Source organism: Pseudomonas sp. FME51 (assembly GCF_014897305.1).
The window spans coordinates 119426-135303 of the sequence record NZ_JABUYN010000006.1; the positions used below are offsets into that span (position 1 = coordinate 119426).

At 60.1% G+C, this 15878-nt stretch carries 17 protein-coding genes and 1 pseudogene; 13 read left to right on the forward strand and 5 right to left on the reverse strand.

What is annotated here, in order from left to right:
• Positions 1-87 precede the first annotated feature (87 nt).
• The 12 genes and pseudogenes from metG to INT39_RS12490 all read left to right on the forward strand — a co-directional run bounded on the left by metG (position 88) and on the right by INT39_RS12490 (position 10880).
• Positions 88-2145, forward strand: coding sequence for a methionine--tRNA ligase (gene metG / locus INT39_RS12435; RefSeq protein ID WP_193074247.1), 2058 nt, complete (start codon positions 88-90; stop codon positions 2143-2145).
• Between the two features lie 13 nt (positions 2146-2158).
• Positions 2159-2743, forward strand: a complete 585-nt coding sequence (rsxA, locus tag INT39_RS12440) for an electron transport complex subunit RsxA (RefSeq protein ID WP_193074248.1) — start codon at positions 2159-2161, stop codon at positions 2741-2743.
• A 2-nt stretch (positions 2744-2745) separates the two neighbouring features.
• Positions 2746-3327 carry an electron transport complex subunit RsxB gene (gene rsxB / locus INT39_RS12445; RefSeq protein ID WP_193074249.1) on the forward strand — a complete coding sequence of 194 codons (582 nt, stop codon included), beginning with the start codon at positions 2746-2748 and terminating at the stop codon, positions 3325-3327.
• Positions 3327-5069 (forward strand): annotated as a pseudogene (gene rsxC / locus INT39_RS12450) (electron transport complex subunit RsxC); the annotation flags it as partial. The gene rsxB and the pseudogene rsxC, both read left to right, overlap by 1 nt.
• A gap of 14 nt (positions 5070-5083) precedes the next feature.
• Positions 5084-6151, forward strand: coding sequence for an electron transport complex subunit RsxD (gene rsxD / locus INT39_RS12455; RefSeq protein WP_193074251.1), 1068 nt, complete (start codon positions 5084-5086; stop codon positions 6149-6151).
• Between the two features lies 1 nt (position 6152).
• Positions 6153-6806: an electron transport complex subunit RsxG gene (gene rsxG / locus INT39_RS12460; RefSeq protein ID WP_193074252.1), complete on the forward strand. Its 654-nt coding sequence runs from the start codon at positions 6153-6155 to the stop codon at positions 6804-6806.
• On the forward strand, positions 6799-7515 hold the full coding sequence (locus INT39_RS12465; RefSeq protein WP_193074253.1) for an electron transport complex subunit E: 717 nt from the start codon (positions 6799-6801) through the stop codon (positions 7513-7515). The genes rsxG and INT39_RS12465 overlap by 8 nt, the downstream gene beginning before the upstream one ends.
• A gap of 2 nt (positions 7516-7517) precedes the next feature.
• Entirely contained in the window at positions 7518-8153 is a 636-nt protein-coding gene (nth, locus tag INT39_RS12470) for an endonuclease III (RefSeq protein WP_193074254.1), read from the forward strand.
• A gap of 79 nt (positions 8154-8232) precedes the next feature.
• Entirely contained in the window at positions 8233-8415 is a 183-nt protein-coding gene (locus INT39_RS12475) for a PA3496 family putative envelope integrity protein (RefSeq protein WP_193074255.1), read from the forward strand.
• A gap of 104 nt (positions 8416-8519) precedes the next feature.
• A complete protein-coding gene (locus INT39_RS12480) occupies positions 8520-8738 on the forward strand; it encodes a DUF2061 domain-containing protein (RefSeq protein ID WP_193074256.1) in 219 nt (72 codons plus the stop codon).
• A gap of 79 nt (positions 8739-8817) precedes the next feature.
• Positions 8818-10107, forward strand: a complete 1290-nt coding sequence (locus tag INT39_RS12485) for a serine/threonine protein kinase (protein ID WP_193074257.1) — start codon at positions 8818-8820, stop codon at positions 10105-10107.
• Positions 10104-10880: a VacJ family lipoprotein gene (locus tag INT39_RS12490; RefSeq protein ID WP_193074258.1), complete on the forward strand. Its 777-nt coding sequence runs from the start codon at positions 10104-10106 to the stop codon at positions 10878-10880. The genes INT39_RS12485 and INT39_RS12490 overlap by 4 nt, the downstream gene beginning before the upstream one ends.
• A gap of 2 nt (positions 10881-10882) precedes the next feature.
• On the opposite strand, the gene INT39_RS12495 is transcribed toward INT39_RS12490, so the two are convergent.
• A complete protein-coding gene (locus INT39_RS12495) occupies positions 10883-11332 on the reverse strand; it encodes a YcgN family cysteine cluster protein (RefSeq protein WP_193074259.1) in 450 nt (149 codons plus the stop codon).
• Between the two features lie 2 nt (positions 11333-11334).
• Positions 11335-11598 carry a glutaredoxin family protein gene (locus tag INT39_RS12500; RefSeq protein ID WP_193074260.1) on the reverse strand — a complete coding sequence of 88 codons (264 nt, stop codon included), beginning with the start codon at positions 11596-11598 and terminating at the stop codon, positions 11335-11337.
• A gap of 123 nt (positions 11599-11721) precedes the next feature.
• On the opposite strand from INT39_RS12500, the gene INT39_RS12505 reads away from it, so the two are divergent.
• Positions 11722-13050: a deoxyguanosinetriphosphate triphosphohydrolase gene (locus INT39_RS12505; protein ID WP_193074261.1), complete on the forward strand. Its 1329-nt coding sequence runs from the start codon at positions 11722-11724 to the stop codon at positions 13048-13050.
• An 88-nt stretch (positions 13051-13138) separates the two neighbouring features.
• Here the strand turns inward: INT39_RS12505 and gloA are convergent, their stop codons facing one another.
• From gloA to INT39_RS12520, 3 genes are all read right to left on the reverse strand, one after another.
• A complete protein-coding gene (gloA, locus tag INT39_RS12510; RefSeq protein ID WP_090272370.1) occupies positions 13139-13531 on the reverse strand; it encodes a lactoylglutathione lyase in 393 nt (130 codons plus the stop codon).
• A gap of 102 nt (positions 13532-13633) precedes the next feature.
• A complete protein-coding gene (locus INT39_RS12515; protein WP_193074262.1) occupies positions 13634-14851 on the reverse strand; it encodes an argininosuccinate synthase in 1218 nt (405 codons plus the stop codon).
• A 132-nt stretch (positions 14852-14983) separates the two neighbouring features.
• Positions 14984-15832, reverse strand: a complete 849-nt coding sequence (locus tag INT39_RS12520) for a flagellar protein MotY (protein ID WP_193074263.1) — start codon at positions 15830-15832, stop codon at positions 14984-14986.
• Positions 15833-15878: the final 46 nt, after the last annotated feature.

The following is a 15878-nucleotide window of genomic DNA, read 5'->3' on the forward strand; positions in this document are numbered from 1 at the left end:
ACCCAACCCATCCCATCTGATGACCTACCCCCGCCAAACAGGTACAATTACCGGCTTTGACCCGTTTACCAATAGAAGCCGAGTCCCATGTCCAGCAACGCCAATTCCCGCCAGATCCTCGTTACCAGCGCCCTGCCCTATGCCAACGGTTCGATCCATCTGGGGCACATGCTTGAATATATTCAGACCGACATCTGGGTACGCTTCCAGAAGCTGCGCGGTAACCAGTGCGTGTATGTCTGCGCGGACGATGCCCATGGCTCGGCGATCATGTTGCGGGCCGAGAAGGAAGGCATTACCCCCGAGCAGTTGATCGACAACGTCAAGGCGGAACATACCGCCGACTTCGCCGACTTCATGGTGGACTTCGACAACTATCATTCGACTCACTCGGATGAGAACCGCGAACTGTCCGAGCTGATCTACAACCGACTCAATGCCGCCGGCCACATCAATACCCGTTCAGTCACTCAGTACTTCGACCCGGAAAAGGGCATGTTCCTGGCCGACCGCTTCATCAAGGGCACCTGCCCCAAGTGCGCGGCAGAAGATCAGTACGGCGACAACTGCGAAAAGTGCGGCGCCACCTACGAGCCCACCGAGCTGAAGAACCCGCGCTCGGCCATCTCCGGCGCCACGCCGATCCTGAAGGACTCCAAGCACTTCTTCTTCGCCCTGCCCGCCTTCCAGGACATGCTCAAGGAATGGACCCGCAGCGGCACCTTGCAGGACGCCGTGGCCAACAAGATCGCCGAATGGCTGGACTCGGGGCTGCAAGAGTGGGACATCAGCCGTGATGCGCCCTACTTCGGCTTCGAGATTCCCGGTGAGCCGGGCAAGTATTTCTACGTCTGGCTGGATGCGCCGGTCGGCTACATGGCCAGCTTCAAGAACCTCTGCGCCCGTCGCCCGGAACTGGATTTCGATACCTTCTGGGGCAAGGATTCCACCGCCGAGCTGTATCACTTCATCGGCAAGGACATCATCAACTTCCATACGCTGTTCTGGCCCGCGATGCTCGAAGGCGCCGGTTTCCGCAAGCCGACTGCGGTCAACGTGCATGGCTATCTCACCGTCAATGGCCAGAAGATGTCCAAATCCCGCGGCACCTTCATCAAGGCGCGCACCTACCTGGATCACCTGTCGCCGGAATACCTGCGCTACTACTACGCTGCCAAACTGGGCCGCGGCGTCGAAGATCTGGACCTGAACCTGGAAGACTTCGTGCAGAAGGTCAATTCCGATCTGGTCGGCAAGGTGGTCAACATCGCCAGCCGCTGCGCGGGCTTCATCCACAAGGGCAACGTCGGCGTGATGGTCGCGGCCAACCCCGCACCGGAACTGACTGACGCTTTCATCAGCGCCACCCCGTCCATTGCCGAGGCCTACGAAAAACGCGACTTCTCCCGTGCCATGCGAGAAATCATGGCCCTGGCCGACAAGGCCAACGCCTGGATCGCCGACAAGGCCCCCTGGGCGCTGAACAAGCAGGACGGCAAGCAGGACGAAGTGCAGGCGATCTGCTCGCTGGGCATCAACCTGTTCCGCCAGCTGGTCATCCTGCTCAAACCGGTGTTGCCGACCCTCGCCGCCGATGCCGAAGCCTTCCTGAATGTCGAGCCGCTGTGCTGGGATGACTTGGGCAGCATGCTTGCCGACCATCAGCTCAACGCCTTCAAGCCCCTGCTGACCCGCATCGAGCCGGCCAAGATCGAGGCCATGGTCGAGTCGTCCAAGGAAGATCTGGCGGCAGCTGCCACCGATACCGGCACTGCCCCCACTGGCAATGGCGAGCTGGAAAAAGACCCGCTGGCTGACGAGATCGACTTCAACACCTTCGCTGCGGTCGACCTGCGCGTGGCATTGATCGAGAAGGCCGAATTCGTGGAAGGGGCGGACAAACTGCTGCGCCTGACGTTGAACATCGGCGATGCTACCCGCAACGTGTTCTCCGGCATCAAGAGCGCCTACCCTGATCCGAGCAAGCTCGAAGGTCGGCTGACCTTGTATGTGGCCAACCTGGCGGCGCGCAAGATGAAATTCGGGGTATCCGAGGGCATGGTGTTGGCGGCCGGACCGGGCGGGAAAGAGATCTATCTGCTGAGCCCGGACGAAGGGGCCAAGCCGGGCCAGCGGGTACGCTAGAACGGGACCACCCATGACTGAATTCATCCTGATCCTGCTCAGCACCATCCTGGTAAACAACTTCGTGCTGGTGCAGTTCCTCGGGCTGTGTCCCTTCATGGGTGTTTCCGGCAAGCTGGAAACCGCCATCGGCATGTCCATGGCCACCACCTTCGTGCTGACCCTGGCCTCAATCCTCAGCTATCTGACCTACCAGTACATCCTGCTGCCCTTCGAGCTGGAATTCCTGCGCACCATTTCCTTCATCCTGGTGATCGCCGTGGTGGTGCAGTTCACTGAGATGGTGGTGCACAAGACCAGCCCGCTACTGTACCGGGTGCTGGGCATCTTTCTGCCACTGATCACCACCAACTGCGCGGTGCTGGGTGTCGCCTTGCTGAACACCAACCGTACCGAGCAGACCTTCCTCAAGGCTGCCACCTACGGCCTGGGCGCGGCGCTGGGCTTTTCCATGGTGCTGATCCTGTTCGCCGGGCTGCGTGAGCGGCTGGCCATTGCCGATGTACCCGCTCCCTTCCGTGGCGCGGCCATCGGCATGATCACTGCCGGACTCATGTCCCTGGCCTTCATGGGTTTCACCGGGCTGATCAGGATCTGAGCATGTCGATCATCCTTACCGCTGTGCTTATCCTGCTGGTACTCGCGCTGATCTTCGGCGCGCTGCTGGGCTATGCCGCGATCCGCTTCCGGGTCGAGGGCGATCCCATTGTCGAGCAGATCAACGCCCTGCTGCCCCAGACCCAATGCGGCCAATGCGGCCACCCCGGTTGCAAACCCTACGCCGAAGCCATCGCCAACGGCGAACCGATCAACAAATGCCCGCCGGGCGGTGAAACCACCATCCAGGCCCTGGCCGACCTGCTCGATGTGGAAGCCCTGCCACTGGATGGCGAACACGGCGAAGAAAAGCCACGCACTGTGGCGTTCATCCGCGAGGCCGAATGCATCGGCTGCACCAAGTGCATCCAGGCCTGCCCGGTGGATGCCATCCTGGGCTCGGCCAAGCATATGCACACCGTTATCGTTGATGAATGCACCGGTTGCGATCTGTGTGTGGAGCCCTGCCCGGTGGATTGCATCGACATGCTGCCCGTCGCCGTCACCCCGCAGAACTGGGGCTGGGACTTCCCGCACCCGGCGCACCAGCTGATTGCCACCGATGCTCAGCGAGGCGCTGCCTGATGACTGCCCAACCGCGCACCTGGGATATCCCCGGCGGCATTCACCCGCCGCAGAACAAGGCGCAATCCACCGCCCGCGGACTGGAGCACATGCCGTTGCCAGCCCGACTGATACTGCCGCTACTGCAGCACATCGGCAACCGGGCCGTCCCCGTGGTGCAGGTCGGTGAGCGAGTGCTCAAGGGCCAACTGATCGCCGAGGCCAACGGGCCGATCAGTTGCCCGGTGCATGCGCCGACCTCCGGCATCGTCCGCGCCATCGAGCCCGCACCCTACCCGCACGCCTCAGGGCTGGCCGAACTGGCGATCATGCTGGAAAGCGACGGGCAGGATGAGTGGACCGAATTACAGCCGCTGCCCGATTACCGCAAGCTGCAGCCCCTCGAACTGCTCGAGCGTATCCGCGCGGCCGGCATCAGCGGCCTCGGCGGTGCGGGTTTCCCCACGGCAGCCAAACTCGCCTCGCGCCCGGATCACCACATCGACACCCTGATCATCAACGGCACCGAGTGCGAGCCCTATATCACCGCCGACGACATGACCATGCGCCACCGGGCGCCACAAGTCGTGGCTGGTATCGACGTACTGATGCACATCATCAAGCCGGATCAGGTGCTGATCGGTATCGAGGACAACAAGCCCGAGGCCATCGCCGCCATGCGCGAGGCGGTGGGCGATCGGCCGATGCAGGTGGTGGTGTTCCCCACCAAATACCCATCGGGCGGCGAAAAGCAGTTGATCCAGATCCTCACCGGCAAGGAAGTACCCAGCGGCGGCCTGCCGGCGGAAATCGGCATCCTCTGCCAGAACATCGGCACCGCCCTGGCCGTGCATGATGCCGTGTTGCTCGGCCAGCCCATGATCAGCCGCATCACCACCCTGACTGGCGATGCACTGGAGCGCCAGACCAACGTTGAAGCGCTGATCGGCACCCCCATAGCGGAGCTGTTGGCCTTTGCCGGCCTGCGTCAGGAGCGGCTGTACCGCCTGGTCATCGGCGGCCCGATGATGGGCTTTGCCCTGCTCGACAGCAGCGCGCCCATCATCAGGACCAGCAACTGCCTGCTGGCCGGCACCATCGACGAGCTGCCCCCACCGCCGCCAGCGCTACCCTGCATCCGCTGCGGTCTGTGTGCCGAAGCCTGTCCAGCGGAGCTGCTGCCCCAGCAACTGCACTGGTTCGCCATAGGCAAGGATTACGAGCAGCTGCAGCGCCAGAATCTGTTCGACTGCATCGAATGCGGTGCCTGCGCCTATGTCTGTCCCAGCAGCATCCCGTTGGTACAGTATTTCCGCGCCGGCAAGTCGGATATTCGCACCATCGAACTGCAACAGACCCGCGCAGAACACTCCCGGCAACGCTTCGAGCAGCGTCATGAGCGACTGGAACGTGAGGCTGAACAGAGGGAACTGGAGCGCCAGGCACGCGCCGAGAAGGCCGCCCGCGCAAAAGCCGCCCGGGAAGCACAGGCAGCTCAGCAGCAGACCGAACAGAACGAGCAAACCACCGAACCCAAGCCCGCCGAGCCGGATCTGGCACGCATCCAGTCGCGCAAGGTCAGCACCCTGAGCGCCGAGCAGAAACAGCTGAAAATCGCTGCTGCCACCGCCCGTATGGCATTGCAACGGGCGCAGAAGCAGTTGGCCGCCAACCCGGACAACGCCGATCTGCAGGCGCAGATCCCAGCCTTGGAGCAGGCCTTCGCCCAGGCGCAACAGGCGTTCGATGAGCAGATGTCCGACCAGGAGAAACAGTAATGGCGACCCCCATGAGTTCGCCTCACGCCCAGGGCAGCAACCGCACCCGGACCATCATGCTCCAGGTACTGGGTGCGACCCTGCCGGGTATCGCACTGATGACCTGGTTCTTCGGCTGGGGCACGCTGATCAATATCCTGCTGGCCAGCGCCTGCGCCATCGGCTTCGAGGCCGCCATACTGCGGTTGCGTCGCCGTCCGGTCGGCTTCTACCTCAACGACGGCAGCGCTCTGGTCACCGCCTGGCTGCTGGCCCTGGCCCTGCCGCCCTACTCGCCCTGGTGGCTGGTACTGGTCGCCACCGGTTTTGCCATCACCTTCGGCAAGCACCTGTATGGCGGTCTCGGCCAGAACCCGTTCAATCCGGCCATGCTCGGCTACGCCATGGTACTGGTGTCCTTCCCCATGGAGATGACCAGCTGGCCAGTATGGCGCGGCGTCGAACAACTGCAACCGGCGTTCTCCCCCACCCTGGGTCTGATCGAAGGGCTGCAGCGCGTATTCACACCCGGCAGTGTGCCGGCAGATGGCTGGGCCACCGCCACCGCGCTCGACCTGCTGAAGAACAATACTGCACTGACCATGGCCGAGCTGCAGCAAGCACAGCCGGCCTTCGGCAGCATGGCCGGTCGCGCCTGGGAATGGGTCGCCCTCGCCTATCTGGCCGGCGGCCTGTATCTGCTCTACAAGCGCATCTACAGTTGGCACGCACCGGTGGGTATGCTCAGTGGGCTGGCAGTAATGAGTCTGCTGTTCTGGAACGGCTCCGGCTCCGGCTCCAATGGCTCGCCGCTGTTTCACCTGCTGGGCGGCGCGACCATGCTCGGCGCATTCTTCATCGCCACTGATCCGGTCTCCAGCGCCACCAGCAACCGCGGGCGTCTGATATTCGGCATCGGCATCGGCGTGCTGGTCTACGTGATCCGCGTGTGGGGCAACTATCCCGATGCGGTGGCCTTCGCCGTGCTGCTGATGAACCTCTGCGCGCCGACCATCGATTACTACACCACGCCGCGCACCTACGGCCACCGCAAGGCCAAGCGCGGCCTGGGCAAGGGAGCGGAATGACATGGATTCTGTAACGACGCCCAGTCGCTCGGTACTGCGCAACAGCTTAATTCTCGGCCTGTTCGCCATCTTCACCGTCGGCCTGATCGCCGTGATCCAGCAGAGCACCGAGCAACGGATCATCGCCGAGCAACAGCGCATGCAGATGCGCGCCCTGAATGAGATACTGCCGGACGACCAGCATGACAACGAACTGCTGGACGATGCTTTCAGTCTCGATGATCGCACCCATCTGGGCCTGCCCGGCCCCACTACTGCCTGGCGTGCTCGACAGGCTGGCCAGGTGTCGGCGGTAATCCTGCCAGTGGTGACCATGGACGGCTACAGCGGCCGCATCGACCTGCTGGTGGGCATTCGCGCCGATGGCGAGCTGGCCGGCGTGCGGGTGGTCAATCACCGGGAAACCCCCGGCTTGGGCGACAAGCTGGAACTGGCCAAGACCGACTGGATTCTCAGCTTCAACGGCAAGAGCCTGACCTTGCCCGCGCCTGAGGGCTGGGCGGTGCGCAAGGATGGCGGCGACTTCGACCAGTTCACTGGCGCCACCATCACCCCGCGCGCCGTGGTGCAGGCGGTACACAAGGCGCTCATTTATTTCAGCGAGCACCGCGACACCTTGCTGCAACTGACGCCAGAGGAGCCTGCCCATGGCTGACAAGAAGCTCTCCGAACTGACCGCCGATGGCCTCTGGCACAACAACCCCGGGCTGGTACAGCTGCTCGGGCTCTGCCCTTTGCTCGGCGTCAGCAGCACTGCAGTCAACGCCCTGGGCCTCGGCATCGCCACCATTCTGGTACTGGTCAGCTCCAACGTCGCCGTATCACTGATCCGCAGCGCGGTGACCGACGCCGTGCGCCTGCCCGCCTTCGTCATGATCATCGCCTCGGTCACCACCTGCATCGAGCTGCTGATGCAGGCCTACACCTATGAACTGTTCCTGATTCTCGGCATCTTCATTCCGCTGATCGTCACCAACTGCGTCATCCTGGGCCGCGCCGACGGCTTCGCCGCGAAGAACCCGGTCCTGCCCTCAGCGGTCGACGGTTTCATGATGGGCCTGGGCTTCGCCCTGGTGCTGCTGGTACTGGGCATGCTGCGCGAGCTGATCGGCCAGGGCACCTTGTTCGCCGACATGCACCTGCTGCTCGGCCCGATTGCCGCCGACTGGACCCTGGTGGTCTTCCCCAATTACAAGGAAGTGCTGTTCGTCATCCTGCCGCCCGGCGCCTTCCTGGTCATGGGGCTGCTGATTGCCCTGAAGAATGTCATCGATGCGCAGATCAAGGCCCGCGCCGCCACCCGGGACGACACACCCGTGGCCGCCGGCAGCAAGCGCGTGCGCGTTACCGGAACCATCAACTGATCATGAACAAAGAAAAACGCTACGAAATCTTCCGCCGCCTGCGCGAGGATAATCCGCACCCGACCACCGAGCTGAATTTCAACTCGCCGTTCGAATTGCTGATCGCCGTCATCCTCTCGGCCCAGTCCACCGATGTCGGCGTCAACAAGGCCACCGACAAGCTGTTCCCGGTGGCCAATACCCCCGAGGCGATCTACGCGCTGGGTGTCGAGGGCCTGTCGGGCTACATCAAGACCATCGGCCTATTCAATAGCAAGGCCAGAAACGTCATCGAAACCTGTCGCATGCTGGTCGAACTGCATGGCAGCCAGGTACCCGATAGCCGCGAAGCACTCGAGGCATTGCCCGGCGTCGGCCGCAAGACCGCCAACGTGGTGCTCAACACCGCGTTCGGCCATCCGGTCATGGCCGTGGACACGCATATCTTCCGCGTCAGCAACCGCACTGGTATCGCGCCAGGCAAGACGGTACTGGAGGTTGAGAAAAAGCTGATGCGCCATGTGCCCCGGGAGTTTCTGGTTGATGCGCACCACTGGCTGATCCTGCATGGGCGTTATGTATGTCGAGCCAGAACCCCGCAGTGCGGTAGCTGCAGAATAGAAGACCTCTGTGAATACCGGCACAAAACATCAGACTGATATAAAAAATCTATTTCCGCTTATCCTCTACTCCCGCTATAAGGTGCGCCCATGGCATCTTCAATAGTGGAGTGGAGTTATGGCCAAAGCAAAAACCGATATTGAACTTGATGATGATTTCGTCGCTGAAGATGATGACGCGCCTGAAACCGAAACATCGAATAATAAAGCCAGCCTTACCAGGCGCCGACAAATCGACAACATGCTCGAAGAACGACGGCTGCAGAAGCAGTTGTCGGAATATGATTTCGACCTCGATTGACTGATTGAAACTTCTGATCAGGCCAATTGACAGGGTTTGGTTCAGAGTAAGGCATGGCGCACGTAGGATAGCGGAACAGCAATGAGTCCCGTCTGGAGTGCGCCATGACCAAAACCTTCACCTTCGCAGTAATGCATTTCGCCATCGCTTTCGGTGTGGTCTATGCCATGACCGGCAGCATGCTGCTCGGTGGTGCCGTGGCGCTGATCGAACCAGCCGTAAACACCATCGCATTTCACTTCCATGAAAAATTCTGGAAACGCCTGGAACGGCGCCGGGTAGTTCAGCCCGGTCTCAATCTGCCACCGGTATTTCGAGCATAAACTGGCACAATGCCGTGCTGCGAGGAACTAAACACCGCCGACTTGGGTATAGTTCATGAAGCCAACCGGGAATGTGCTCATGAATCGATGCCTGCTGTACTGCCTTATGATGTTTCCCCTGCTGGGTAACATCGCCCATGCGGATGATTTCGTCTACCCCATAGAGAATGCTTTCCTGGCGACCATTGCCGGTACGCCTGCCGCTCTCGCAGCGCCGGTGCCCGCTGAGGTCGATGTTCGTCAAACCGATCTTGCAGTCACTGTTATACCCGAACGCAAACTGCCGCCGGTACTATCGCGCTATCGCCAGCTGCATTACCGCCTGGCCTGGCAGAACGAGCCCGCGCCGCTGGTGTTTCTCATCGCCGGGACAGGGTCGGGCTATGACAGCCCCAACCTGAACTACCTGAAGCGGGTGTTCTGGCAGGCGGGTATGCATGTCATCGTGCTGTCTTCACCAACCAACCACGACTTCATCGCTGCTGCCTCGCGCAGCGGCTTGCCAGGTCTGGGCCTCAGTGATGCTCGAGACCTGCATAGCGCCATGTCGATTGCGGCGGAACATGCCCAAGACAGCAAGAACCTGGCTATCACCGAATATCGCCTCGCCGGCTTCAGTCTCGGCGCACTCAACGCAGCCTTCGTCGCTCATCTGGATCAGGACCTGCAGCAATTCGATTTCACCCGCACTCTGCTGCTCAACCCCCCCGTGGACCTCTACGCATCGGTCAGACGCCTGGACGCATTGTCACGCACTCAAATCGATGGCGTCAGCAGTGGTAACAGCTTCTATGAGCATATATTCCAGAAGTTGGCTCGCCACTTCGAGAGCGGCGTGACCGACATCGAGAGCAGTCTTTTCGCAGATATCCAGCATTCTGACAATGCGCTGACCGATCCGGAACTGGCCATGTTGATCGGCGCGGTATTTCGCTTCGCCGCAGCCGATCTCAACTTCATGGCCGATGTCATCACCGAGGGCGGACGCTATGCACCTGTGGGTAAAGAGCTCAAGGTCAGCACTTCGCTCACGCCTTATCTGCGCCGCGCGCTGTTCTGTGACTTCGGTTGCTATCTGAAAACCCAGCTGTGGCCGGTATGGAGTAGCAATAACGAAGGTAAAACCATGGAAGACATGGCTTGGGACACCAGTCTTTACAGCATCGGTTCCTTTCTCAAAAACGATCCGAATATCGCTGCCCTGACCAATGCTGACGATTTCATTCTCACCGAGGAAAACTATCAGTTCATCGCCGATACCTTCGGTGAACGCGCCTTCCTGTATCCCCGCGGCGGCCATGGCGGCAACCTGCAGCACCGGGATGTGGTCACGCAGATACTGACATTCATGGGAGGGAACGCACAATGACCCGACTCAGCACCGGCCTGTTTGCCGCCTGCACGCTGCTGGCCAACGCAGCAACTCACGCCCAGCCCACCGATCCGATACCTGAATATCACGACGCGCTGGAGAACCTGACCCTCAGCACCGAAGGCACCAACTACCAGTTCGAACGCTCCAGCCTGGAGGCATTGAAAATCCACGACCCAATTGAAGGTTTCAACCGGCGGGTCTATCGTTTCAATGGTCAGTTCGACGATTATGTCTACCTGCCGGTGGTGGACGCTTATGAGTGGGCGACCCCGCGTTTCGTACGCACCGGGGTCTCCAACGTCTTCGCCAACCTAGCCGACGTGCCGAACCTGGCCAACAGTCTGGCCCAGGGCAAACTGCAGAAAGGCGCACGAACTACCGCCCGGCTGCTGTTCAATACCACCCTTGGTGTGCTCGGCCTGTTCGACGTGGCCAAGGCCATGGGTCTGCCCCAGGAGCCGGAAGACTTCGGCCAGACCCTGGGCTTTTATGGGGTACCCACCGGGCCTTACCTAGTCCTGCCTCTGCTCGGCCCTTCAACCCTACGAGATGCGTCTGGCAAAGCAGTGGATTGGTCCATTGAGGATGCTGCAGAGTTTCTCGACAACCGTCACTACATGAACCAGAACCCCTGGTCCTACGGCCTCTACGCCATCAACCTGCGCTACATCAACGACTTCCGCTACGGCTCACTGGACAGCCCGTTCGAATATGATCAGATCCGCTACTTCTACATCAAATTGCGGGAGTTGCAGATTCGCCAATAACATCACACCCGAAAGATGATGTGTTCTTCCCAGTCATCCTCAGCCACACTGCCCTCAGCCAGCATACGCCCGGCCTGGGAAATACCGGATTTGTGGACCGCCTGGGGATCACCACACATCAGGTGATGCCATGGTGGCAGATCCTCACCCTCGGCTACCAACCGATAGCCGCAGGTGGGTGGCAACCAGGCAAACTCCTCGGCCGTGGCCGGGGTCAGTTGCACGCAGTCGGGTACCTGCTTGCGGCGGTTGGGGTAGTCGCTGCAACGACAAGTCTTCAGATCCAGCAGCTTGCAGGCCACCCGGGTGTAATAGATGGATTTTGCATCATCTTCATCTTCCAGTTTCTGCAGGCAACACAAGCCGCAGCCATCACACAGCGACTCCCACTCCTGCTGATCCATCTGGTCCAGCGTCTTGCGCTTCCAGAATTCCGTTACTCTCTGCGCCATGCTCAACCCTCCTCGCCAGTAGCGTCGGCCAGCCAGTCCAGCAACTGGCCGAGATCAAAAGGCCAATCCAGCTCGGCTCCCGTGTCGTCGCGGCGCAGTACAGGTATCCGCAGCTGATAGCGCTCCAGCAACTCGGGAGAGTCAACAATGTCTACTTGCCGTACAACAATGCCATTCCCTTCCAGCGGTCGGGTCAGATGCAGGCATTCTTCACACAGATGGCAGGCGGTGGTTCCAAACAGGGTCAACGTCAGTGAGGCAGTCATTAATATTCCGAAACGTGCGAGACAGCGTCTATTCTACCTCGGAACCGGAAATCAGGTAGAGGCCGCGACGCTTGGCAGCCTGACGGCATTGCCACATACTCGAACGATCTGATCGGAGGATATATGGATTGGCAAACACTGTTGTGTCGCGAAAGGCTGGGTAAACCCATCGCCAGCACCGAAGAACTTGGCCGCACGCCCTTTCACAAGGACCACGACCGGGTGATATTCTCCGGCGCCTTTCGTCGCCTGGGCAAGAAAACCCAGGTGCACCCGGTGTCCAGCAACGACCATATCCATACACGTCTGACCCACAGTCTGGAGGTTGGCTGTGTTGGTCGCTCGCTGGGCATGCGCGTCGGCGAGATGCTGCGCGACGAACTGCCGAGCTGGTGCGAACCGGCCGACCTCGGCGTCATCGTACAGGCCGCCTGTCTGGCCCATGACATCGGTAACCCGCCTTACGGGCATTCCGGCGAAGACGCCATTCGTCACTGGTTCCACAAGGCTGCCAATGCTGGATGGCTCGACGGCATGAGCGATGCTCAGCGGCATGATTTTCTCAATTTCGAGGGCAACGCCCAGGGTTTCCGGGTGCTGACCCAGCTCGAATATCACCAGTTCGACGGCGGCATGCGCCTGACCTACGCCACACTCGGTGCCTACCTGAAATACCCCTGGACATCGCAGCACGCCGACAGCATCGGTTACAAGAAACACAAGTTCGGCTGCTATCAGGCCGAGTACCCGTTGCTGGCACAGATCACCGATAAGCTCGGCCTGCCATTGCAAAGCGACCAATGCTGGGCCCGCAGTCCGCTGGTATATCTGGTCGAGGCTGCAGACGACATCTGCTATGCGCTGATTGACCTTGAAGACGGCATGGAGATGGAGTTGCTCAGCTACAGTGAGATCGAGCGGCTGCTGTTGGATCTGGTGGGGGATGATCTGCCGGAAACCTACCGCCAACTCGGCCCACGTGACTCCACCCGACGCAAATTGGCGATCCTGCGCGGCAAGGCCATCGAACACCTGGTCAACGCCGCCGCCGAAACATTCATCAGCCAGCAACCCGCCCTGCTCGCCGGTACTCTACCGGGCGATCTGGTCAGCCATATGCCGGACGCAGCGCAACGTTGTGTACTGGAAGCAAAAAGCATTGCCCGGCAACGCATTTTTCAGGACAAGCGCAAGACACTGCATGAGATTGGCGCCTACAGCACCCTGGAAACCCTGCTGGAAGCATTCTGCGGTGCAATCAATGAACAACAGGCAGGACAGAATCTAAGCTTCAAACATAGGCGCATTCTGGATCTGCTGGGCAATAATGCACCACGGGAAGAGTGGGATCTGTATTCCAGCTATATGCGCGTAACCGACTTCATTGCCGGCATGACAGATTTGTATGCGGCGGATATGTCTGCCCGGATTCGGGGCATCCATCCCAGCTGATCAGCCTCCCCCATTCGCGGACAAGCCCGCTCCCACAGGTAGTAACCCACCTGTGGGAGCGGCGACTATCTATCGTTGAGAGACTGACTCAATCCCCGCGGCTGGGCGACAGCAGCTCGATCTTGTAACCATCCGGATCTTCGACGAAAGCCAGAATACTGGATCCGTGCATCATCGGACCGGCCTCTCTTACCACCTTGCCACCGCTGGACTTGATCTGCTCGCAGGCTTTGTACACGTCGTTCACTTCGATGGCGATGTGACCGTAACCATTGCCCAGATCATAGCTGGGCGTATCCCAGTTATGCGTCAGCTCCAGCACCGAGTTCTCCGCCTCATTACCGTAACCGACGAAGGCCAGGGTGAAACGCCCATCGGGATAATCCTTGCGACGCAGCAGGGTCATGCCCAGCACTTCGGTATAGAACGCAATGGATTTCTCCAGATCGCCCACACGGAGCATGGTATGCAGTAAACGCATGATGGTTCTCCTCAGGTTGTAATACGACAGTGCCCGGTCGGCCGATGTATCACATCAAACCGAACGGGCACTCTATCGCGGGTCAGATAGGCTGGCAGCCAATCAGATCAGCGTGCGACCCTTGTTGGCAGCAATGCGCAACCGCAGCGCATTGAGCTTGATGAAGCCAGCCGCATCGGCCTGATCATAGGCACCGGCATCATCTTCGAAGGTAGCGATGTTGGCATCGAACAGCGAGTCATCCGACTTGCGGCCGACAACAATCACATTGCCCTTGTACAGCTTCAGCCGCACCACACCGTTCACATTCAGCTGAGACGCGTTGATCATTTCCTGCAGCATGGCGCGCTCAGGGCTCCACCAGAAGCCGTTGTAGATCAGCTCGGCGTATTTCGGCATCAAGCTGTCTTTCAGGTGGGCCACTTCACGGTCCAGGGTAATCGACTCGATGGCGCGGTGACCTTTGAGCATGATGGTCCCACCGGGGGTTTCGTAGCAGCCACGGGACTTCATGCCGACAAAGCGGTTCTCGACGATATCGGTGCGACCGATGCCATTCTCGCCACCCACCTTGTTGAGATAGGCCAGTACCGTTGCAGGCGACATGTCCTGACCATCGATGGCAACGATGTCACCGTTGCGATAGCTCAGCTCGATGTAGGTGGCCACGTCTGGAGCGGTTTCCGGCGACTTGGTCCAGCGCCACATGTCTTCTTCATGCTCGGCCCAGGTATCTTCCAGCACACCGCCTTCATAGGAAATGTGCAGCAGGTTGGCGTCCATGGAATACGGCGACTTCTTCTTGCCGTGACGCTCGATCGGAATGTCATGCTTGGCGGCATAATCCATCAGCTTCTCGCGGGACAGCAGGTCCCACTCGCGCCAGGGCGCAATCACTTTCACACCGGGCTTGAGCGCATAAGCACCCAGTTCAAAACGCACCTGGTCGTTACCCTTGCCGGTGGCGCCATGGGAAATGGCATCGGCACCGGTTTCATTGGCGATCTCGATCAGGCGCTTGGCGATCAACGGACGGGCAATGGAGGTACCGAGCAGGTATTCGCCTTCATAGACGGTATTGGCGCGAAACATGGGGAATACGAAGTCACGCACGAACTCTTCGCGCAGATCGTCGATGTAAATTTCCTTTACGCCCATGGCCTGAGCCTTGGCACGTGCTGGCTCGACTTCCTCACCCTGACCCAGGTCAGCAGTGAAGGTGACCACTTCGCAGCCGTAGGTATCTTCCAGCCACTTGAGGATTACCGAGGTATCCAGACCGCCGGAATAGGCCAGGACGACTTTTTTCACATCAGTCATTACGCGCTCCATTGATGAAGGTTACCGGCGCGACTATAGGCACCAGCCAAAGGCGCCATTCTACCGCTCGGAGATGAGTAATTACAGGGGCTGAGGGAGAAACTGGGCGAATAGCTGCTGCGTCGACAGCCCTCAGTTCTTTTCCAGACGCAAGGTGACGCGGCGGTTCATGGATCGGCCATCAGCGCTGTTATTCGCCGCCACCGGATAGCGCTCTCCATGAAAACGGGTGTTGATCAGGCTTTCGTCCACTCCACGCTCAATCAGATAAGCCTGTATCGCCAGTACGCGCTGACGGGACAGTTCACGGTTGCTCAGGCGGTCACCAACATTGTCCGAGTGGCCATCCAGCTGAATCCTGCTGATATCCGAATCGGCCTCGATATAGGCCAATGCAACATCCAGCCTCCGCCGCGCCTCTGCATCCAGCTTCGAACCACCTGTGGGGAAGCCGATGGCACTGCGGGATATCTGATCGATATTCATCGGCAACAACCCGCTGGCACAGGCCTGAAAGTCATCCCAGGCCTGTCGGTAACCGACGCTGGAGACCACCACGGTGATCTGCCCGGCATCACTGATGCTGCTGCGCTGAATGGTGGGCTGCAATCCGGCCGAGAGACCAGCCAGCATCTGCCCCGCTTGCTGGTGAGGTAGCTGGAGCACCGTGGGACCGGCGCTTACCGTGCCCGACCCAAGCACCTGCGCTGCGGTACCGGGACGCCACGGTGGCGCATCATTGAACAGTCGTGCGGGTCCCGGCCGCATCAGATCGCTCCACGCCGACAGCTGAAACACCGGCCGCTCGCCTGCCCGCCGTACAAACATGGCCTCACCATAGCCGTCAACCTGCTGACTGAGACGGCATTCAAACTGATCTCCGTCCACCGCCCACTGCACACTCTCCATGCGGGTCTGGAACGTCATGGCCTGGGCAGGCAAAGCGAGACCCAGAAGCAAGGCAAGAGGCAGGCGCGGCAAAGGAAGTTCTCCCCGATTCAACAGTTACAGGAAACTGAATCGGCGG